This window comes from Microbacterium sp. PRC9 (assembly GCF_031844125.1).
Lineage (GTDB): Bacteria > Actinomycetota > Actinomycetes > Actinomycetales > Microbacteriaceae > Microbacterium.
Window position 1 is genome coordinate 121642 of the sequence record NZ_JAUZUR010000005.1, and the last position, 20277, is coordinate 141918.

Genomic DNA, 20277 nt, shown 5'->3' on the forward strand with positions numbered 1-20277 from the left:
CGTTCGAACCCGGGCCAGCCGGTCAGGCGCGGTTGACGCCGCGGCGACGCGTGAAGAGCACGTAGAGGCCGAGCACGACGATCGCGCCGAGGATCGAGCCGATGATGCCCGACGGCTGCAGGAAGCCGCCGTTCGGGTCGCTGCCGAACAGCAGGAAGCCGAGGAAGCCGCCGACGAACGAGCCCACGATTCCGAGGACGATCGTCAGCAGGATGCCCATGCTCTGCTTACCGGGGATGACGGCGCGAGCGATGAGGCCGGCGATCAGGCCGATGATGATCAGGCCGAGGATGGTCCAGAGCATGTTTCTCTCCTTCTGTCTCGTGGACTCCGCGGGGGGTGCGGGGTCTCGTATGAGATGACGACGACGCTATCCCCGCCGTGGCGCGCGGGGATGCCTCTACCGCTCGGGCCTCGGGAGAGGTACATTACGCGCCCGCAGGAGCGGCGGGGAAGCGTTTTCCGTCGATCTGGGCCACAATGGGACCGTGACCGACCTCACCCTCCGCCTCGACCAGACCGATGCGACCGTCGTTGCCGCCGGCGTGGACATCGCGCGATACGCGTTCAACCCGGGAGGCGAGATCTCGGAAGGCCCCAAACCCTTCCTCCACCCGCTCCGGGCGCTCGACGGCGCGCTGCTCACCGGCTTCCGCCCGTGGGACCACCGGTGGCACAAGGGCCTCCAGATGACCTGGACCCACGTGTCGGGCCAGAACTTCTGGGGCGGGAACACGTTCCGCCCCGCGCACGGGGACTACGCGCTCCTCGACAACGTCGGCACCATCCGGCACGACGGCTTCACGGCGGTGGCCGACGCCGGGCCCGAGGTCTCCTTCACCGAGGAGCTCACGTGGATCACGCAGGGCGGCCAGGAGTGGCTCGCCGAGACCCGCACGCACCGCTTCCACGGCGTCGACACCGCCCGCGGCCTCTGGATACTCGACTTCTCCACGACACTGCGCAACGTGTCGGGACGCGAGCTCGAACTCGGCAGCCCGACGACCGAGGGGCGCCCCGGTGCCGGTTACACCGGCTTCATGATCCGGATGCCTCGTGCCTGGACCGGAGGCCGCGTGCTGGCAGGCGGCTTTCCCGACGACGCCGGCGACGACGGTGTGATGGGCCAGGTCGCGCCGTGGGTGGCCTTCTCAGGCGAGCACGACGACGTGGACGGGGGCGCCACCGTGCTCGCATTCGCGGGCGCCTCGACCGGAGCGCCCCCGATCCGCTGGTTCGTGCGCAGCGAGCCGATCCCGGTGCTGGCGCCGTCGCCCTCGTTCGACGAGTACGTGGTGCTGGCCCCGGGCGCCGAGGTGTCGCTCGCGCATCGCCACGTCTTCGGCGACCGCGTGTGGACCCCGGACGAGACGCGGGCCCTGGCGGAGGAACTCGCACCGTAGTCGAGCGGGACTGCGTTCCCGCCTCCTCGCGCGTCATGCCTCCGACAGGTCAACCGGGCTTCTACAGGAGCACGTGCACCGAAACGTCCCTGCAGGAGCCCGGTTGACCTGTTGAGGACGGGCGGCGTCGGCTGCCAAGCCCGCAGGGTGGGATGCCGCAGCCTCAGCCCGCAGTGACCTCCAGCTCAGCCCGCACGGGCAGATCCCACGCCGACGGGCCTGCGGCCACCGTGTAGGTCCCGGGCTGGACGCGCAGCGCACCCTCGTGGAGCCAGTCGTCGACCGCGCCGGGGAGGCGCACGGCGTCGTCCCACACGGCGAGGCGCGCGGGTGAGAACGTCAGCTCGACGTCGCGGACTTCGCCGGGCGCGAGCCGCACGCGGCGATAGGCCACGAGCAGGCGCCGCGGCGTCGGCAGCGGGAGGCCCGACGACAGCGCGTAGAGCTGCACGAGCTCCTCGGCATCGCGGTCCCCGGTGTTGCGCACCCGCACCACCGCGTTCACCACGGCCTCGTCTTCCCGTGGCGCGAAGCCGGCGTGGCGGTGGGTCGCCGCGGGCGCGGGGACCGCAGCTGGGCCCACGCGGCCGGAGGCTCCGCTCGCTCCGCTCGACGCGCCAGCGGCGAGTGGAGGGGCCGTGGGGACCATCAGCGTCACCGACTCGTACGCGACCGTCGTGTAGGTGAGTCCGTGCCCGAACGCGAACGTCGGCTCGTCGGGCTGATGGCGGTAGGTCGCACCCTGGCGGAGCGTGTCGTAATCGAACAGGTCGCCCGCCTGCGCCTCTGTCGCGGGCCAGCTCTGCGAGAGACGGCCCGACGGCTCGACGTCGCCCGAGAGCACATCGATCACGCCGTGCCCGAGCTCCTGGCCGCCGTGGCTGGACCACGCGACGGTGTCGGCGTCGACACCGTCGAGCACGTAGGGGTAGCTCGACACGATCGTGAGCACCGCCCGCGGGTTCGCCTCGCGCGCGGCGCGCCACACCTCGGCCCACGCGGCGGGTAGCCGCAGGTGCGGGCGGTCCTGGGTCTCGCGGCCGTTGAGGTGGGGGTCGTTGCCGACCGCGACGACGACGGCGTCGGCACGCGCGGCCGCCTCGGCCACCGCGGTCGCGCCCGATCGCACGATGCGCACGCCGAAGCGCTCGGCGTCGTCGAGCGTGACCGCCTCGGCGGCGAGCAGCCCCGAGTCGCGGAACACCCGCAGCCACCGGCCCGAGCCGAGGTGCAGCAGCGACCACGTGCCGTCGGCGTGGACGTGCGTGCGGAAGCTCTCCTGCACGACCCATTCGCCCACGCGCGTCGCGTCCGCGCGCATCGGCCACTTCGCACCGGTGAGCAGCAGCCCGCTCGCGTGAGAGCGGAGGGTGAGGATGCCGTCGCCCCAGTCCGTCACGTCGAACAGCGCGTCGTCTGCCGCGGCGTCGCCGGCCGCCTCGACCACCGAGCCGTCGGCGTTCGCCACGACGTAGCGGCCGTTCGACGAGGCCCGGAGCGCGATCGTGTCGGCGCCGGTCACGACCTCGGCCTCGGCGAAGCGCTCGGTGGCAGCGGCGCCGATGCCGACCGCGTAGGGCGGAGTGCCGGCGTACCAATCGGTGAGCACGAGATCGGCGAGCGGGCCGACGACCGCGACCCGCGACGCCCGGGAGAGCGGCAGCACGTCGGCGTCGTTCCGCAGCACGACGACCGAGCGCGCCACCGCCTCCCGGGCGAGTTCACGGGCCCCGGGTGCGTCGATGGCGTCGGCGCCGATCCCCGCGTAAGGGTCGGCGTCGCCGTCGAACTCGCCCGTGCGGATGCGCAGCTCGAGCAGCCGCAGCACGGCCTGGTCGACGTCGGCCGTGGTGAGCAGGCCCGCGGCGAGCGCCTCCGTCACGTAGCCGATGGTGGGCTCCGCGTTCGCGTCGTTGTCGGTGAACGAGTCGAGGCCCGAGGTCACGAGGGCGGCGGCGGCGTGCACATGGTCGGGCTGGGTGCGCTGGGTGGTGACGAGGAAGGTCGGGGCGCCGGCATCCGACACCACCGCGATCGATTCGTCCGACCACGACCGGGCTTCCGCGACGAGTTCGGGCTGGGTGTGGGCAGGGACGCCGTTCACGCGGTTGTAGGCGAGCATCATGCCGCCCGCGACACCCTCCTCGATCGCGCTGCGGAACGCGGGCAGCTCCTCCTCGTGGAGGGTGCGCAGCGACATCTCCGACGAGGTCACCGAGCGATCGGTCTCGTTGTTGTACGCCAGGAAGTGCTTGAGCGCGGGCACGGTGCGCCAGACGCGCGGGTGGTCGCCGCGCAGTCCGCGTGAGTACGCGGTGCCGAACACCCCGGTGATGTGCGGGTCCTCGGAGTAGCCCTCCTCGTTGCGCCCCCAGCCGGGGTGACGCAGCGTGTTGACGACCGGCGCCCAGACGTTGAGGCTCACCAGCGGGTTCTCGGCGCGCTTGGCACGCACCTCGACCGCGGCGACCTCGCCCACCTTCTCGACGAGGTCGGTGTCCCAGGTCGCGGCGAGTCCCACGGACTGCGGGAACACCGTGGAGCGCCCGAGCCACGCGACACCGTGCAGCGCCTCGCATCCCGTGTGCCACGCCGGCACCCCGAGCCGCTCGACCGCGGGCGCGGCCTGGTGCAGCATCGCGATCCGCTCGTCGGGCGTCAGCCGGTCGAGCAGGTCGCCGGCGCGCGCCGCGAGCGGCTGGTCGACCCGCCTGAACAGCGGCTGGCCGGGCGTGTGGTCTTCGGCGATCGCGGTGGCGGTGGCTGGGCCCACGCGCCCCGAGGCTCCGCGCGGCGCGCCAGCGCCGTGTGGAGGGGGAGTGGGGACCGTCGCGGTGTCGGTCATCGTGCGCTCTCCTCGTCGAGTTCGAGACGGATCTCTCCGGATGCTGCGGCGCGGGCGATCCGCTCACCCACCTGCAGCGCCCACGGGGCGTGCGCGTCGTCCGTCGACGCGATGATCGCCCGGCCCTCACGACGCACGCGGAAAGTGGTGGCGCCGACGCCGTCGATGGATCCCTTGCTGTCGTGGCCCGGCACCCGCGTCTCGCGGTCGTAGCCGTCGGGCAGTTCGAAGCACCGGAGCGTGACGCCGTCGGACCAGTCGTAGTCGGGGCGGCTGTCGTCGGCGCCGAAGGGCAGCACCGTGCCCGGGCGCACCCGCAGCGGCACCGAGTCGTAGCCGTGGGTCTCGGAGATCCACCGGCGGCCGTCGACGACGGAGCCGTCGAGGAGCGAGGTCCACTCGCCCTCCGGCACGTAGTACTCCACGCTGCCGTCGGCGGTGAAGATCGGCGCCACGAGCAGCGCGTCGCCCAGCATGTACTGCGTGTCGGCGTCGAAGCCCGAGCGGTCGCCGGGGAACTCGAGCGCCATCGGGCGCATCATCGGCGTCCCGCAGCGATGCGCCTGCTCGGCGGCGCCGGCGAGGTACGGCATGAGCCGCATCTTGAGCTTCGTGAACGAGCGGGCGATGTCGACGGCCTCGTCGTCGAAGGCCCACGGCACGCGCACCGACGACGAGCCGTGCAGCCGCGAGTGCGAGGAGAGCAGGCCGAACGCGAGCCAGCGCTTGAACAGGCCCGGGTCGGGCGTGCCCTCGAACCCGCCGATGTCGTGGCTCCAGTAGCCGAAGCCCGACATCGCGAGCGACAGGCCGCCGCGGAGGGACTCCGCCATCGACAGGAACGTCGAGTCGTTGTCACCGCCCCAGTGCACCGGGAACTGCTGCGAGCCGGCGGTCGCGGAACGGGCGAACACGACCGCGTCGCCGACACCGTGGTGCCGTTCGAGCGCGCGGAACACGACCTCGTTGTAGAGCTTCGCATAGTAGTTGTGCATGCGGTGCGGGTCGGACCCGTCGTGCCACACGACCCCTTCGACGGGGATCCGCTCGCCGAAGTCCGTCTTGAACGCATCGACGCCCTGATCGAGCAGACCCTGCAGCTTCGCGACGTACCAGTCCGCGGCATCGGGGTTCGTGAAGTCCACGAGGCCCATGCCCGCCTGCCACATGTCCCACTGCCACACGCTGCCGTCGGTGCGCTTGAGCAGATAGCCGTTGTCGGCCGCTTCGCGGAACAGCACCGAGCGCTGCGCGATGTACGGGTTGATCCAGAGCGACACGTGCACGTCGCGCTCGTGCATGCGGGCGATCTGCCCGACGGGGTCATGGAACGCGCGGGAGTCCCACTCGAAGTCGCTCCACTGGTACTCCCGCATCCAGAAGCAGTCGTAGTGGAAGACCGACAGCGGGATGTCGCGCTCCGCCATCCCGTCGACGAAGGCGCTGACGGTGTCTTCGTCATAGCTGGCGGTGAAGGATGTCGTGAGCCACAGTCCGAACGACCACGCGGGCACGCGCGCCGGCCGGCCGGTGAGCGCGGTATAGCGACGGAGCACGTCTTTCGGCTCGGGGCCGGCGATGACGTAGTAGTCGAGGGACTCGCCCCCCACCGAGAACTGCACGCGCGAGTTGACCTCGCTGCCGACCTCGAACGAGACGTTCTCGGGGTGGTCGACGAACACGCCGTACCCACGGGAGGTGAGGTAGAACGGCACGTTCTTGTACGCCTGCTCGCTGGAGGTGCCGCCGTCGGCGTTCCACGTGTCGACGACCTGGCCGTTCTTGACGAACGCGCCGAACCGCTCGCCGAGCCCGTAGACCCGCTCTCCCGGCTCGATGCTGAGCTGCTGGTGCACCCACGTCGGCTTCGTGCCGCCGGCGGCCGTGCCGGCGGTGCCGGCCGTGCCCGCGGTCGCGGCGGTGCCGTTCTTGCCCGTCGTGTCGGTGTAGTGCCCGATCGACCGCGGGAGGGAGCTCGTGAGCACGCGCCCATCGGCCTCGAGGAAGTCGACCCGCCACTGCCCCGCGGTGCGCACGACGCGCACCTTCAGCGGACCGGCGTCGAGGACGCCCTCGTCGTCGTCGACCGTGATGTCGGGCCGGAAGCCCTCCGCGCCGAAGATCTCGAAGTCGGGCCCACGGTGCACGGCACCCGCGTGGCGCTCGACGCGCACCTTGACGACGCCCGGCGCGGGCGCCGAGAACGTCACGGTCAGCATCGCGCGGTTGAGGGTGTCGCCCCGGTCGCGGATCGCGGCGGTGGGCGCGTACACGGTCATCGTGCCCGCCGCCTGGTCGACGCGGATGTCGTCGACCTCGACCGCGTACAGCGGGGCGAGACCGGGCCTGGTCAGCCAGTAGCCATCGGTGAACTTCACTCTGCGTGCCTTTCGATGAGCACCATGGCGGCGCCGGAAGCGAGCGTCAGCTGCCCCTCGACGTCCGCGTCCGACAGGAGATCGCGGCGCAGGCCGGGCAGCGTGACGCGCCGGTCCTGATCGCCGTGGTTGAGGAGGAAGAGGGCCTCGCCGCGCTGGACCGCCTCGACGCCGTCCGGCAGCACGCGATCCGGCAGGACACCCGTGACACCCGCGGCGTCCAGCGCGTCGTCGAGCACCGCGGCGAGCGCGTCGTCCGAGACGATGGCGCCCAAGTACCAGGCCGCGCCGTGGCCGGCGCGGTGGCGGGTGATGGCGGGTCCCCCGGACAGGTGGCCGGCCCCGAAGCGGGCGAGCACCTCGGCCCCCTCGGCACGGAGGCGCTCACCGAGAACGGATGCCTCGACCTCCGCGGGCGCGGTCGCCCAGGTCTGCTCCACGACGACGGGAGTGGGCGCGTCGGGAAGACCGACCCACTCCTCCCCGCTGACGCCGAGCAGGTCGCGCAGCAGCACCGGCGAGCGACCGGTGAGGATGCCGGCGTTGCCGTCGGCGACCCCCGAGAACGGGCCGACCACGAGGCTCGCCCCGCGTTCGACCGCCGCACGGAGGGCGGTGGCAGCATCCGTCTGCACGATGTACGTGTGCGGCACGAGCACCGTGGCGTAGGCCGACAGGTCGGCGCCCGGACGCACCAGATCGACCGCGATGCCGCGGCGCCACAGCGCGCGGTGCCATCGCTGCACCTGCTCGAGCGTGTCGAGCCGCTGGGTCGGGCGGCCCGGTTCGTCCGCTGCCCACCGCGACGGCCAGTCGAAGAGCAGCGCGACGGATGCCTCGACCCGTCCGCCGACGATGGGCCGCAGCCTGCGCAGGTCGGCGCCCAGCGCGCAGGTGGTCTCGAACACCTCGGTGTCGGCGCCGGCGTGCGGCAGCATCGCGGAGTGGAAGCGCTCCGCGCCGGTGCGGGCCTGGCGCCACTGGAAGAAGCAGATCGCGTCCGCCCCTCGAGCGACCGCCTGCAGCGAGTCGAGACGAGCGCGGTCGCGGCTCTTGGGCAGGTTGTGCGGGCGCCATGAGGTCGCGCTCACCGCCTGCTCCATGAGCACCCACGGCCGCCCTTCACCGAGCGAGCGCATGAGGTCCTGCACGAGCGCGATGTCGGCCGACGACGTGGTGGTCGCGTGGTCGGGGTACTGGTCGTCGGCGACGACGTCGACCTCTTCCGCCCACTCCCACAGGTCGGTGAGCGGCTCGAAGCCTATGAAGTTCGTCGTGACCGGCTGGGTGGCCCCGGCGTCGCGGATGGCGTCGCGCTGCTCGGTGAAGACGCGCTGCAGCGCCCACGACGTGTACCGGCGGAAGTCGAGCGACTGCGCCGGGTTCACGAGGTAGGGCATGCGCCGGGGCGGCAGGATCTCGTCGAAGTCGCGATAGCCCTGCGCCCAGACGAGGGTTCCCCACGCCTCGTTGAGGGCGTCGATCGAGCCGTAGCGCTCGCGCAGCCACAGCCGGAACTCGCGAGCCGCCTCGTCGCCGAAGTCGATCTGGCCGAACTCGTTGCCGACGTGCCACATGCGCACGGCGGGGTGGGCGGCGTAGCGCTCGGCGAGGGCGGTCGCGATCGCGAGGGCGCGGTCGCGGTAGACGCGCGAGGCCGGCGTGAACTGGTTGCGCGACCCGGCCGCGAGGCGCACGCCGTCGGGGTTCACGGGGAGGGTCTCGGGATGGAGGATGCCGAGCCACGGCGGCGGCGACGCCGTCGGGGTCGCGAGATCCACGGCGATGCCGTGCGCGTGCAGCAGGTCGAGCACCTCGTCGAGCCACGCGAAGTCGTACGCGCCCGGCGACGGCTCGAGGCGCGCCCAGCTGAACACCCCGGCCGTCACCAGGTTGACGCCGGCGCGCACCATGAGCTCGGCGTCCTCCTGCCAGATCTCTCGCGGCCATTGCTCGGGGTTGTAGTCACCGCCGAAGCAGATGCCGAGGTCGCGGGTGATCTCGGAGAACGCGTCGATGCGTCGCGGGTCGGGCGTGGTGGCCATGGAGCGGGGAACCTCTTCGCTGAGTTTCGATCGGACGTTGGCGGGAATGTCGGCGAGAAGGGCGTCGAACTTTCGAAGCGCTTCAACACTGAGAAGGTATACTACGACTGTGACGATGTCCACGCGCCGCGATGATGCGGCCCCGCAGGTCCTTTCCGAAGGCCTCCACGTCCTGCGCGCCTCCACGCCCGCCTCGCGGTGGCTCGAGGCCTACCCCGTCGGCAACGGCGTGCGCGGCGCGATGTGCGCGGGGCTCACCGGCGGCGAGCGGCTGTGGCTGAACGACATCACGGCGTGGTCGGGCCGCGCCGGCGCCGACCCGCTGGAAGGCGTCGCGGATCGCGGCCGTGAGGCACTCGAGGCCGTGCGCGCGGCGATCGACGCCGACGACCTCGATCGCGCCGAGGCGCTCCTGCAGCGCATGCAGGCGCCCTGGGTGCAGGCCTACCTGCCGCTCGGCTGGGTCGAGTTGACGGTGGAGACGGATGCTGCGCACTCCGGCTCGCAGCCGGGTTCGGGGCGTTTCGACGCGGTCGCCGGCGCTCCCTCGCTCAACGACCGGGGGTCGGAGCCGCAGGAGTATGTGCGGCGCCTGGATCTCGCCACCGGCGTCGCGACCCACCACTACGCGCTCGGTGACGTCGATGTGCGGCACCGCACGTGGGCGGACCTCGTGACCGGTGCGATCATGCACGAAGTCACCGCGAACGAGCCGGTGCGCGTGCACCTCGAGATCGGGTCGCTCCTGCGCCCGCGCTCGGCGCCGCGCTCGGCGGGCGGCGACCTCGCCACCGAGTGGTGGCTTCCCGTCGACGTCGCTCCCGGTCACGAGAGCCCCGCCGAGCCCATCCGCTACGACGAGGAGCACGGGCGCCATGGCGCGATCGTGGTCCAGGCGCGCGGCGCCTCCGAGGTCGTCGACGGAGTCCTCGTCGGCGCGTCCGCGACGACGCACCTCTTCGCGATCGCCACGGCCACCGCGCCGTCGCTGCCCGGCGACCCGACCGATGCCCGCGACGCAGAGGGGCACGCTGCGGCGCTGCTGCAGCGCGGCGGGGCCCACGCGCCCGGAGGCTCCGCGCAGCGCGCCAGCGCTGTGTGGAGGGGGCGTGGGGACCGCGGCTCCTTCGATGTCCACGCGACCGCAGCCGACCTGCTCACCGCCCACGAAGCCGCCCACGGTGAGCTCTACGCGCGGTGCGCGCTCGAACTGCCGGTACCCGGCGACGTCGAGGCACTCGACACCGTCGACCGGGTGCGTCGCGCGCAGGAGCGCGACGACCCGGCTCTCGCCGCCCTCATGTTCCACTTCGGGCGGTACCTGCTCATCGCTTCGTCGCAGCCCGGCGGGCTGCCGGTCACGCTGCAGGGGCTGTGGAACGCCGAGCTTCCGGGGCCGTGGTCGAGCGCGTACACCCTCAACATCAACACCCAGATGGCGTACTGGCCGGCCGAGACGACCGACCTCGCCGAGTGCCATGAGCCCCTCCTGCGCTTCACGCGGCGGCTCTCAGAGACGACGGGCCCCGCCGTCGCGCGCGAGCTGTACGGCGCGGACGGCTGGGTGGCCCATCACAATTCGGATGCCTGGGCCTTCGCCGCGCCGGTCGGCGCAGGCCACGGCGACCCGGCGTGGGCGAACTGGTCGCTCGGCGGGGTGTGGCTCGCCCTGCACCTGTGGGAGCACTACTCGTTCGGCGGAGACCGCGCGTACCTGCAGAGCGAGGCCTGGCCGGCGCTCGCCTCGGCTGCGGCCTTCGCGCTGTCGTGGATCCAGACGGACGGCGAGCGCGCGTGGACGAGCCCGTCGACCTCGCCCGAGAACCACTACCTCGACGCCGAGGGGCGCGAGCGCGGGGTCGCGGTGTCGGCGGCGATGGACGTCGCCCTGCTGCGCGAGCTCGCCGCGGTCTGCCGCGCCGCCGCGGCGGTGCTCGACGTCGACGACCCGTGGATCGCGGAGCTGACCACGCTCACGGATGCGCTTCCCGACCCGCAGGTGTCGGCACGCGGCGACCTGCTCGAGTGGGACCGCGAACGCGTCGAGGCCGAGCCCGAGCACCGCCATCTCTCGCATCTGATGGGGCTGTTCCCTCTGGCGCAGATCACGCCGGACGCGACGCCCGGACTCGCGCGCGCAGCATCCGAATCCATTCGCCGCCGCGGTCCGGAATCGACCGGCTGGGCGCTCGCCTGGCGTGCCGCGATGCAGGCTCGCCTGCGCGACGGCGGGGCCGTTCACGCGCAGCTGCGGATGGCGCTCCGGCCCGCGGAAGAGGGCTCCGATGCTCACCGCGGCGGGGTCTACCCCAACCTCTTCAGCGCGCATCCGCCGTATCAGATCGACGGCAACCTCGGACTGACCGCAGCGATCGCCGAGGCCCTCGTGCAGTCCTTCCTCGAGCCCTCACGCCCCGTCACTTCCGGGTTTGGGGCGCAGAACCTCCGTTGGGGCGCAGGATCTGCGCCCCAACGGAGGAATGACGCCCCGAACCCTGTCGACGACCGGGAGGCGCCGCGCGTCACGCTGCGACTGCTGCCCGCGCTGCCGCCGGAATGGCCGGATGGCGGGGTGCGCGGCATCCGTTCCCGCGGCGACGTCTCCGTCGACGTCGAATGGGTGGGCGGACGACTCGTGCGGGCGCGGCTTCGCGCGCGGGCGCGAGCCGTCACAATGAGTGTGCACGGGCCGGACGGTTCGATCGGAACATACGAGCTCGCACCCGGAACCACACGGGTGATCGAACGAGGAGAGCAGGGGATCTCATGGTGACGATCGCGGACGTCGCGCAGAAGGCGGGCGTGTCGATCTCGACGGTGTCATACGTCATGAGCGGCAAGCGAGCCATCTCGCAGGAGACGCGCGACCGCGTCGAGAAGGCGATCGACAGCCTCGGCTTCAGCCCGCACGCGGGGGCGCGCTCGCTGGCGTCGCGCTCGACGAACGTCATCGGCCTGCAGGCGCCCCTGCGCACCGGCGTCGACGTGCACGTCGTGATGCAGATCGTCACCGGCGTCGTCACGCAGGCGCGCAAGCACGGCTACGACATCCTGCTGCTTGCGAGCGACGACTCGAAGGCGCTCCAGCGTGCGGCGAAGGGCTCGATGGTCGACGCGCTGCTGGTGATGGACGTCGAGTCCGACGACCCGCGCATCGACACGCTGTCGGGGCTGGGGCATCCGAGCGTCCTCATCGGTCTTCCCGAGGGGCGGCGCTCCGTGCCCTGCGTCGACTTCGATTTCGAGGCCGCGGGCTGGCTCGCGGTCGACCGGCTCGTCGCGCTCGGCCACAAGCGCATCGCGCTCATCGGCTCGCCGCCCGAGGTCATGTCGCGCCACACCTCGTACGCCGACCGGCTCGCACGCGGCTTCCTGGCGGCGTGCGACGCGAACGGCGTGACGGGCACCGTGCACGCCTGCCCGAGCTCGTCCGAGTCCATCGCCACCGTCGACGGCGTGATGACCGAGGACCCGGGCATCACCGGCTTCTTCGTGCACAACGAGGGCGCACTCCCCCACGTCGCGACGACGATCACCCAGCGCGGCCGGCAGCGCGCAGGCGGGACCGCCATCGTCGCCCTGTGCCCCGACGACGTGGCGCGTTCGGTGCCGGGGCTCGCCGACAGCATCGCGGTGCCCGCCGAGGCGATCGGCGCGGCGGCGACCGACATGATCTGCGAGATCCTCTCGAGCGGCGCGAAGCCCGCGGTGCGCCTGCTGCCGCCGGCGCTCACCGGAGCACCCACGCCGTGATCGTGACGCCCGCATGAGGATCGATCCCGACAGCCGCGCGCTCGGCGGCTTCTCGACGTTCCTGACGTTCGTCGCGCTCAACCTGCTCTACATCCTCGTGTGCCTGCCGATCGTCACGATCGGCGCCGCCACGAGCGCGCTGTACGAGGTCACCATCCGCTACTCGGACGACGAGAGCGGACGCCCCCTCAAGGACTTCCTCCCCGCGTTCCGCGCGAACTTCGGCCGCGCCACGGTGCTGATGCTGTGCCTGCTGCTGCCCGCCGCGCTGCTCGGATTCTCGAGCGTGTTCTGGTTCGCGTACCCCGCGCTCTTCGCCGGAGTCGCGGGAGTCGTGGCGGTGATCGGCGCGGTGTACCTCTTCGCCACGTTCCTCTATGCGATGGCCCAGGTGGCGTTCCTCACGGGCCCCGTGCGCCAGACCCTCAAGAACTCGCTGCTGCTCCCGGCGGCCGAGCCGGTGCGCACCCTCGGCGTGCTCGTGATCCCGGTGACCGCGGTCGCGCTGACGATCCTGTTCCCTCCCGTCGCGATCCTGATCGCCACCATCGGCTTCTCCGTCGGGGCTTACGCCACGGCCTTCCTCTTCCGGAGCGTCTTCACCCGCCACGAGGCCTGACCCCTTCGGGCTCTGGCGGTGACGGATGCCGCGGCCCGCAGCATCCGTGATCCTCAACTGAGGACGAGAGCCGAAGTGCGGACCGATCACGACGCCGACGTCCTCATCTCGGCGCATCCCCTCGATTGAGGACGCGACGCGGGGACGGAGGCCCGGGGCCCGCAGCATCCGTCAACCTCATTTGAGGACGAGAGCCGAGCTGCGGACCGATCACGACGCCGACGTCCTCATCTCGGCGCATCGCCTCAATTGAGGACGCCCGCGCGAGCGGCACGACGAAGGGCTCGGGATGCTGCATCCCGAGCCCTTCCGCTGGTTACCGGCGTATCAGCCTGCGAACTCCTTCGCCACGGCCACGCGCGCGTCGTTCTGCGACTTCGCGTTGGTCATGTCGAACTCGAGCACCTTGTCGTAGCCGAGGCCTTCAGCGGTCTTGATCAGCTCGTCGCGGAGCGAGTCGAACTGCGCCTCGTTCGAGGCGAACACCATCTGCCACGAGTACTGCTTGATGATCTCCTTGACCTGGTTGCGCAGCGTCTCGATCTCGGAGTCGTCGGCGGGGGCGGCGTAGCTCGCGCCCGGTGCGACGAGCACCTGGTCGTTGGTCTGCAGGTACTCCATGGTCGAGGTCGCGTCGCCCATGTTCGCCGACCAGTCGACGGTCAGCGGGTTGGCGATGGACGCCTGGTAGGTGGGCCAGAACGTGTAGCTGTACGGCAGGCTCGTCTCGGGGTCGGTGTCGATCGGAAGCACCGCGCTGAGGTTGAGCGCCGAGACGCCGTCGGCGTACTCGCCGCCGCCCCACTCCTCGGGAACTGTCGCGCCGCCCTGGAGGAAGACCTCGTTGCCGAAGTCGGTGAGCTCGGGCTCGCCCGCGTCGTTCACGTCCCACGTGAGGCCCTTGGGTCCCGCCGACGCACCGGTCTGGCTGCTGTTGGCATACGCGCCCTCGGGCGAGTAGAGCCAGTCGATGAAGGCGGCGATGCGCTCCGGGTCCTCGGCCTTCGAGCCGATCGCGAACACCTGCTTGCCGCCGTACGCCTCGGCGCCGTACGAGAAGATGTTCTGGTCGGCCAGGGGCACCATCTCGAAGCCCTTGCCCGCGGCCATGTTCTCCTCGGTGTTGAAGGCCGACTGACCCAGCCACGGCCACCACGAGAACAGCACCTGGCCGTTCTGGAACTTCGAGAAGAGGGTGTCGTAGTTCTGCGTCGTCGACTCCGGGTCGACGAGGCCGAGCTGGTTGGCGTCGAAGTAGAGCTTCAGGTTGCGGATGTACTCGCCGTCCGGGTCGAGGATGCTCTGGTAGTCCGAGCCGTCGGCCTTGGCCAGCACGAACCCGATCTCGTCGTAGCCGTAGAAGCAGGCGGGCTGCTTCGCGGTGACCATCATGTTGCCGTCCCAGTCCTTGAACAGCGAGAAGGCGTACGTGGGCTGGCCGTTGTCGGCGGTGGGGTGCGCGGCCTGCATGTCGGCGAGCACCGGGAGGAGGTCTTCGAGGGTGCCGATCTCGGGGTAGCCGGCCTCCTTGTAGTAGTCCCAGCGGAGGTACGGGCCGAAAGTGGGGTTGAGACCCTCGGAGGGCTCGGTCGGCTTGAGCGACGAGACCGCCGACGGGAAGCCGTAGACGCCGTCCTTGCCGTCGTTGAGGTGCTCGACCGCGGCGTCGAACTTCGCGAGGTTGTCCATCGCGCCGTAGTAGTTCGCCGAGTCCTTGACCAGACCGCCCTCGATGAGCTCGTCGAGCTTCTGGCCCTTGTCGGTGATGATCAGATCGCCGAGATCGCCGGCCGCGACGCGCGTGTTGTAGAGGGTGTCACCGCCGCCCGCGACGTTCGGGGCGATGATGTTCAGCTTCATGTTGAACTTGTCTTTGACGATCTTGGCGAACCAGCCCTGCTGGACGCCCATGTAGTTGGCGAGACCGTCGAACACGTCGATCGTGATCTCCTGGTCCCACTTCTCGGGGAACTGGTCGATCGCGCCCTGGTCGTCGCCGCCGCCGGCGCTGCACGAGGCGAGCGAGCCCGCGGCGAGCAGCGCCACGAGAGCCAGGGACACCTTCTTTCGAAGCGTCATTGCTTTCCTTTCTTGGTGGTTCTGTGGTGGTTCGTGGCCGCCGTCAACCCTTGACGGCGCCCAGCATGATGCCCTTCACGAAGAAGCGCTGGAACAGGGGATAGATGAAGATGATGGGCAGCACGACGAGCACCGAGACGGTCATGCGTATCGAGGTCGGCGTCTGCTCGGTGGCGAGCCCGGCGATCTGGCCGATGTTGCCGCCGGCGTTCTGTGCCGCCTGGGCGAGGCTCGATGCCTGGTTGATGAACATGTAGAGCAGGTACTGCAGCGTGTACAGGCTCTGGTCGGTGATGTAGATCAGGGTGTCCTGGAAGCTGTTCCACTGCGTGACCGCACTGAAGATCGCGATCGTCGCGAGGATCGGCGTCATGTTGGGCAGGTACACCTTGAAGAACACCTGCAGGATGTTGGCGCCGTCGACCTCGGCCGCTTCCTGCAGCTCCTTCGGCATCGACTCGACGTAGGTCTTCGCGAGGATGACGTTGAACGGCTGCACCACGAACGGGAGCACGTAGACCCAGAAGTTGTTGGTGAGCCCCAGCGTCTTCATGATGATGAACACCGGGATCAGGCCCGCGCTGAAGTACATCGTGATGATGAGGAAGCGGTACCAGAACTTGCGGCCCCACATGCGGGTCTGCGTGAACATGAACCCGAGGAAGGCGGACGCGAGCACCGTGAGGGCCGTTCCGATCACCGTGCGGCCGATGCTGACCACCGTCGCCATCGGCAGACCGGGCAGCTGGAACACCTGGGCGTAGTTCGACAGGTGGAACCCGACCGGCCACAGGCGCACGTCGCCGAGCGCCGAGATGTCGTTGGCGCTGACGGAGTTGATGATCAGGTAGTAGAAGGGGTACGCGCAGATCAGCGCGAAGAGGAAGAACAGCGCGTAGTTCGCGAGGCGGAACACCACATCGCCGACGGTCCCGCCATAGCGGGCCGAGGTGTCGCCCTTCTTCGTCGTGGTGAGCGTCTTCGTCATCGTCGTGGTCATGTCCTGGCCTCTCAGACGATCGATTCGCCGCGGACGCGCTTGGAGACCGCGTTGACGGTGAGCAGCAAGGCGACCGAGATGAGGCTCTTGAGCATGCCGATCGCGGTGGCCATCGACAGGCTGTTGCCCGTCATGCCGATGTTGTACACGTACAGGTCGAGCACCTGGATCCACTGCTTGTTGAAGGCGTTCTGGAACACGTAGTACTGCTCCATGCCGTTGTTGAGGATGTTGGCGATCGACAGCAGCAGGAGCACGAGATACGTCGGCATCAGCTGCGGCACCGTGATGTACCGCATCAGCTGGAAGCGGCCGGCCCCGTCGATGCGGGCCGACTCGTACAGCGACTGGTCGATGCCGGCGATCGCGGCGAGGTAGATGATCGCGCCCCAGCCGAGCCCCTTCCAGATGCTCCAGAGCGTCATGGTGATCCACACGTTCTGGTCGGTGTCGAGGAACTTGATGGGCGCCGTGATGAGTCCGGCGTCGTTGAGCACGTCGTTGACGAGGCCTGAGCTCGAGAAGAGCGAGAACGCGATCATGTAGACGAGGACCCACGAGATGAAGTTCGGCAGGGCCGTCAGCGTCTGCACGGAGTTGCGGAACCAGGGCGCCTTGATCTCGTTGAGCAGGATCGCGAAGAAGAGCGGCAGGACGGATGTCGCGATCCCGAGGAAGCTGATCGCGAGCGTGTTGAGGAGGACCTGGCCGATCTGCGCCATCTGAGTGGGCGAGCTCACCAGCATCTGGAACCACTGCAGGCCGACGAACTCACTGCCCTCGAGGCCGAGCGCCGGCTTGTAGTCGTACAGCGAGTAGATCCAGCCGTACAGAGGAAGGTACGAGAACAGGAACGCCAGCACCAGGAACGGCACGATGCACAGGAACAGCGTGAACGACGTCCGGCTGCCCGCCGGACGCAGCCGCCGGCCGCGCCCCTTCTTGGCGTTGTGGTCCAGGTTGTGAACCGCCGCCTCCTGGAAGACGACCTGCGACTGCGCCTGAGTGGTCATCGGAGCGCGCCCTGGCTCGCGGCATCCGCCGAGGGGGCCGCCGGGTGAGCATGCCGTTCCATGTCACTCCTTCGTGTACGTGGCTGCCGCTCTGTCGAGGGGCGGGATCCGAGGTTCGTTCATCGAACCGCTTCGATTTCGAACCGCTTCGATTGAAGAGTAGGCGGCACTGCTCGATTCGTCAAATGTCTCCTCGTAACGCGGGGGTAACGATCGACCGTGTCGCGAGCGCTCTTCCGCGCTCAGGAAAGCGCCTACCATAGTCGGATCGGACGCGCGGGGGCGTCCGGCCAGGACCCGTGCCGGGGTGAGCATGACGGGACGAACGACATGAAGCGAGTCGGCATCCGCGATGTCGCCGAGCGCGCGGGCGTCTCGATCAGCACCGTATCGAACGCGCTGAACCGCCCTCATATGGTGAGCGAGCGTCTCGTCGACCGGGTGCGCTCGGCCGCCGACCAGCTCGGCTACGTGCCGCTGCAGGCCGCCCAGCAGCTGCGCGCCGGGCGCTCCGGGCTGCTGGGGATGACGGTCATCAACATTGCGAACCCCTTCTTCGGCGACATGGTCGCCGGCGCCGAAGACGCTGCCTCGGCAGCCGGGATGCGCGTGCTCGTCGGCAACTCCAGCGACGACGTCGGCAAGGAGCGCGACCACCTCGAGCTGTTCGAGCGGGTGCAGGTCGAGGGTGCGCTGGTGAGCCCGTTCGGCCCCCTCGAGCCCTGGCTGCAGCGCTTGCGCGGCCGCGGCATCCCGGTCGTCCTCGTCGATGCGATCGACGACACCGGCGAGCTGCCCTCGGTGTCGTTCGACGACGTCGCCGGGGGGCGCCTCGCCGCTGAGCACCTGCTCTCGACGGGACGCCGGCGGCTCGCCTTCGTGGGCGCGCGCGAAGCGGTGCGACAGGTGCGCGAACGCCTGCAGGGCACGCGGCTCGCCGTCGCCGCCCACCCGGGTGCGACCCTGGAGCCGATCTGGACCGATCGCACGACGTCCGAGCTCGGCGTGGCGTTCGGCGAGCAGCTCGCCGCCCGCTCCCCCGCCGACCGCCCGGACGGGATCGTGACCTCGAACGACCACCTGGCGATCGGCCTGGTGCACGGACTGATCTCGCGCGGCGTGCGGGTGCCGGACGACGTCGCGGTCGTCGGCTACGACGACATCGAGTTCGCGGCCATCGCCGGTGTTCCCCTCACCTCGGTGCGCCAGCCCGCGCGCGAGATGGGACGCACTGCGGCCGAGCTGCTGCTCGCACGCATCGGCGGCACCGCGGGGGCAGATCTCGGCAACGTGGTCTACCGGCCCGAACTGATCGTCCGCGCCAGTACCATGTCTGCATGACGCAGAAAGCGTTTACCGGATCCATCTGCATCATCTCGATCGCCCAGAACCCGCGCCCCGGCCGCTCCGTGCTGAAGCTGCTCGCGCGCCGGCCCGGGCGCATGGCGGTGGCGATCCTCGCGTTCGCCTGCAAAGAGGTCCCGCTGTGGTTCCTGCCGGTGGTGACGGCGAAGATCATCGACATCGTCGCGACCGGCGGCGAGGTCTCGACCGTGCTCATCTGGTTCTCCGTCGCGGCGGTGCTGCTCATCCAGAACTACCCGATGCACATCGTGTACACGCGCAACTTCATGACCGTGGTGCGCGACACCGGCGCGGACCTCCGCAACGCGCTCGCGGCGCGGCTGCAGAGCCTCTCGATCGGCTACCACACGCGGGTGAGCTCGTCGATCGTGCAGACGAAGGTCGTGCGCGACGTCGAGAACATCGAGCTCATGCTCCAGCAGGTGACCCACCCGCTGCTGTCGGCCACCATGGTCATGATCGGCGCCATCTCGATGACCGCGATCACGGTGCCGCAGTTCCTCCCGGTCTACGCGCTCGCGATCCCGATCGCCATCGGCATCCGCTACGGACTGCGCAACCGCTCGCGTGAGCGCAACGAAGTGTTCCGCCGCGAGGTCGAGACCCTCTCCGCACGGGTCGGCGAGATGGCCTCCCTCATCCCCGTCACCCGCGCGCACGGCCTCGAGCGGACCGCCGTCACCCGCGTCGCCTCGGGCGCCGACGGCGTGCGCCGTGCCGGCCTGCACCTGGACATGCTGAACGGCCACGTCGCGTCGATCTCGTGGGTCGCGATGCAGCTGCTGGGCGTGGGATGCCTCGTGCTCGCGGCCATCTTCTCGCTGACGGGCTTGCTCCCCATCACCCCCGGTGAGGTCGTACTGCTGTCGACGTACTTCACGCTGCTGACCGGCGGCCTGACGCAGCTGCTCATGCTGATCCCGGTCGGCGCGCGCGGCATGGAGTCGATGCGGTCGATCTCGGAGGTGCTGCAGGAGCCCGACCTCGAGCAGAACGAGGGCAAGCGCGCCGCCCTGCACGTCGGCGGCCACCTCGAGCTGCAGCACGTGTCGCACCGCTACGACGAGGCGGAACGGGATGCCGTGCACGACATCTCGCTCGACATCTCGCCCGGCGAGACCGTGGCCTTCGTGGGCTCGTCCGGCTCGGGCAAGTCCACGATGCTCAACCTCGTGCTGGGCTTCGTGCGCCCGACGGCGGGCCGGATCCTGCTCGACGGCGTCGACATGCAGGACCTCGACCTGCGCACCGTGCGGCAATCGGTCTCGGTCGTTCCGCAGGAGTCGGTGCTCTTCGAGGGCACGATCCGCGAGAACATCGCGTACGGCCTCGACGACGTCTCGGACGACCGTGTGCGTGCTGCTCTGCGCGACGCGAACGCCGCCGAGTTCGTCGACAGGCTGCCCGACGGGTGGGACACGGTCGTCGGCGAACGCGGCGCGCGACTCTCGGGCGGGCAGCGCCAGCGGCTCGCGATCGCGCGTGCGCTGGTGCGCGACCCGCGCATCCTGCTGCTCGACGAGGCGACCTCGGCGCTGGACCCCGAGTCGGAAGAGCTCGTGAAGGAGGCGCTCAACCGCCTCATGAAGGGCCGGACCACGCTCGTCGTCGCCCACCGTCTGTCGACGATCCGCCAGGCCGACCGCATCGTCGTGCTCGAGCACGGCGAGGTCATCGAGGTCGGCGGCCACGACGCGCTCGTCGCCGCCGAGGGCCGCTACGCCCATCTGCACGCGACACAGACCGGCCTCCCGCACTGACCACACCGTGGGATAGC

The 20277-nt window shown here is 70.2% G+C and carries 13 protein-coding genes; 6 read left to right on the forward strand and 7 right to left on the reverse strand.

Going from position 1 to position 20277, the window contains the following annotated elements; all coding sequences use genetic code 11:
• Positions 1 to 22: 22 nt before the first annotated feature.
• Positions 23 to 304: a GlsB/YeaQ/YmgE family stress response membrane protein gene (locus tag Q9R33_RS12320; RefSeq protein ID WP_056366820.1), complete on the reverse strand. Its 282-nt coding sequence runs from the start codon at positions 302 to 304 to the stop codon at positions 23 to 25.
• Between the two features lie 184 nt (positions 305 to 488).
• Between Q9R33_RS12320 and Q9R33_RS12325 the strand changes: the two genes are divergently transcribed.
• Positions 489 to 1403, forward strand: a complete 915-nt coding sequence (locus Q9R33_RS12325; RefSeq protein WP_311293952.1) for a PmoA family protein — start codon at positions 489 to 491, stop codon at positions 1401 to 1403.
• A 163-nt stretch (positions 1404 to 1566) separates the two neighbouring features.
• Here the strand turns inward: Q9R33_RS12325 and Q9R33_RS12330 are convergent, their stop codons facing one another.
• The 3 genes from Q9R33_RS12330 to Q9R33_RS12340 are packed head-to-tail and all read right to left on the reverse strand — an operon-like array spanning position 1567 to position 8671.
• On the reverse strand, positions 1567 to 4248 hold the full coding sequence (locus Q9R33_RS12330) for a glycoside hydrolase family 3 C-terminal domain-containing protein (protein WP_311293953.1): 2682 nt from the start codon (positions 4246 to 4248) through the stop codon (positions 1567 to 1569).
• A complete protein-coding gene (gene yicI, locus Q9R33_RS12335; protein WP_311293954.1) occupies positions 4245 to 6626 on the reverse strand; it encodes an alpha-xylosidase in 2382 nt (793 codons plus the stop codon). Before yicI ends, Q9R33_RS12330 begins: the two co-directional genes overlap by 4 nt.
• Positions 6623 to 8671, reverse strand: a complete 2049-nt coding sequence (locus tag Q9R33_RS12340; protein ID WP_311293955.1) for a beta-galactosidase — start codon at positions 8669 to 8671, stop codon at positions 6623 to 6625. Before Q9R33_RS12340 ends, yicI begins: the two co-directional genes overlap by 4 nt.
• A gap of 115 nt (positions 8672 to 8786) precedes the next feature.
• Here Q9R33_RS12340 and Q9R33_RS12345 point away from each other — a divergent pair, with 115 nt between their 5' ends.
• The 3 genes from Q9R33_RS12345 to Q9R33_RS12355 are packed head-to-tail and all read left to right on the forward strand — an operon-like array spanning position 8787 to position 13043.
• Entirely contained in the window at positions 8787 to 11444 is a 2658-nt protein-coding gene (locus Q9R33_RS12345; RefSeq protein WP_311294139.1) for a glycosyl hydrolase family 95 catalytic domain-containing protein, read from the forward strand.
• Positions 11438 to 12424: a LacI family DNA-binding transcriptional regulator gene (locus Q9R33_RS12350; protein ID WP_311293956.1), complete on the forward strand. Its 987-nt coding sequence runs from the start codon at positions 11438 to 11440 to the stop codon at positions 12422 to 12424. Before Q9R33_RS12345 ends, Q9R33_RS12350 begins: the two co-directional genes overlap by 7 nt.
• 13 nt (positions 12425 to 12437) lie before the next feature.
• Positions 12438 to 13043: a YesL family protein gene (locus tag Q9R33_RS12355; RefSeq protein ID WP_311293957.1), complete on the forward strand. Its 606-nt coding sequence runs from the start codon at positions 12438 to 12440 to the stop codon at positions 13041 to 13043.
• 327 nt (positions 13044 to 13370) lie between these two features.
• Here the strand turns inward: Q9R33_RS12355 and Q9R33_RS12360 are convergent, their stop codons facing one another.
• The 3 genes from Q9R33_RS12360 to Q9R33_RS12370 are packed head-to-tail and all read right to left on the reverse strand — an operon-like array spanning position 13371 to position 17135.
• The gene (locus Q9R33_RS12360; protein WP_056371653.1) at positions 13371 to 15122 is read right to left on the reverse strand and encodes a hypothetical protein; all 1752 of its coding nucleotides are present in this window, start codon (positions 15120 to 15122) and stop codon (positions 13371 to 13373) included.
• A 43-nt stretch (positions 15123 to 15165) separates the two neighbouring features.
• Positions 15166 to 16122 carry a carbohydrate ABC transporter permease gene (locus Q9R33_RS12365; RefSeq protein WP_211255851.1) on the reverse strand — a complete coding sequence of 319 codons (957 nt, stop codon included), beginning with the start codon at positions 16120 to 16122 and terminating at the stop codon, positions 15166 to 15168.
• Between the two features lie 11 nt (positions 16123 to 16133).
• Positions 16134 to 17135, reverse strand: a complete 1002-nt coding sequence (locus tag Q9R33_RS12370) for a sugar ABC transporter permease (protein ID WP_200919530.1) — start codon at positions 17133 to 17135, stop codon at positions 16134 to 16136.
• Between the two features lie 330 nt (positions 17136 to 17465).
• Here Q9R33_RS12370 and Q9R33_RS12375 point away from each other — a divergent pair, with 330 nt between their 5' ends.
• Both Q9R33_RS12375 and Q9R33_RS12380 read left to right on the forward strand, forming a co-directional pair.
• Positions 17466 to 18476, forward strand: coding sequence for a LacI family DNA-binding transcriptional regulator (locus Q9R33_RS12375; RefSeq protein ID WP_311293958.1), 1011 nt, complete (start codon positions 17466 to 17468; stop codon positions 18474 to 18476).
• Complete coding sequence (locus Q9R33_RS12380; RefSeq protein ID WP_311293959.1) at positions 18473 to 20260, forward strand: ABC transporter ATP-binding protein; 1788 nt, start codon at positions 18473 to 18475, stop codon at positions 20258 to 20260. Before Q9R33_RS12375 ends, Q9R33_RS12380 begins: the two co-directional genes overlap by 4 nt.
• Positions 20261 to 20277: the final 17 nt, after the last annotated feature.

Bases quoted from the DNA above. Each gene is read 5' to 3' on its own strand.
- Q9R33_RS12320 (WP_056366820.1), bottom strand. From the start codon at position 304: ATGCTCTGGACCATCCTCGGCCTGATCATCATCGGCCTGATCGCCGGC.
- Q9R33_RS12330 (WP_311293953.1), bottom strand. From the start codon at position 4,248: ATGACCGACACCGCGACGGTCCCCACTCCCCCTCCACACGGCGCTGGC.
- Q9R33_RS12340 (WP_311293955.1), bottom strand. From the start codon at position 8,671: ATGGCCACCACGCCCGACCCGCGACGCATCGACGCGTTCTCCGAGATC.
- Q9R33_RS12345 (WP_311294139.1), top strand. From the start codon at position 8,787: ATGTCCACGCGCCGCGATGATGCGGCCCCGCAGGTCCTTTCCGAAGGC.
- Q9R33_RS12350 (WP_311293956.1), top strand. From the start codon at position 11,438: ATGGTGACGATCGCGGACGTCGCGCAGAAGGCGGGCGTGTCGATCTCG.
- Q9R33_RS12355 (WP_311293957.1), top strand. From the start codon at position 12,438: ATGAGGATCGATCCCGACAGCCGCGCGCTCGGCGGCTTCTCGACGTTC.
- Q9R33_RS12360 (WP_056371653.1), bottom strand. From the start codon at position 15,122: ATGACGCTTCGAAAGAAGGTGTCCCTGGCTCTCGTGGCGCTGCTCGCC.
- Q9R33_RS12365 (WP_211255851.1), bottom strand. From the start codon at position 16,122: ATGACCACGACGATGACGAAGACGCTCACCACGACGAAGAAGGGCGAC.
- Q9R33_RS12370 (WP_200919530.1), bottom strand. From the start codon at position 17,135: ATGACCACTCAGGCGCAGTCGCAGGTCGTCTTCCAGGAGGCGGCGGTT.
- Q9R33_RS12375 (WP_311293958.1), top strand. From the start codon at position 17,466: ATGAAGCGAGTCGGCATCCGCGATGTCGCCGAGCGCGCGGGCGTCTCG.
- Q9R33_RS12380 (WP_311293959.1), top strand. From the start codon at position 18,473: ATGACGCAGAAAGCGTTTACCGGATCCATCTGCATCATCTCGATCGCC.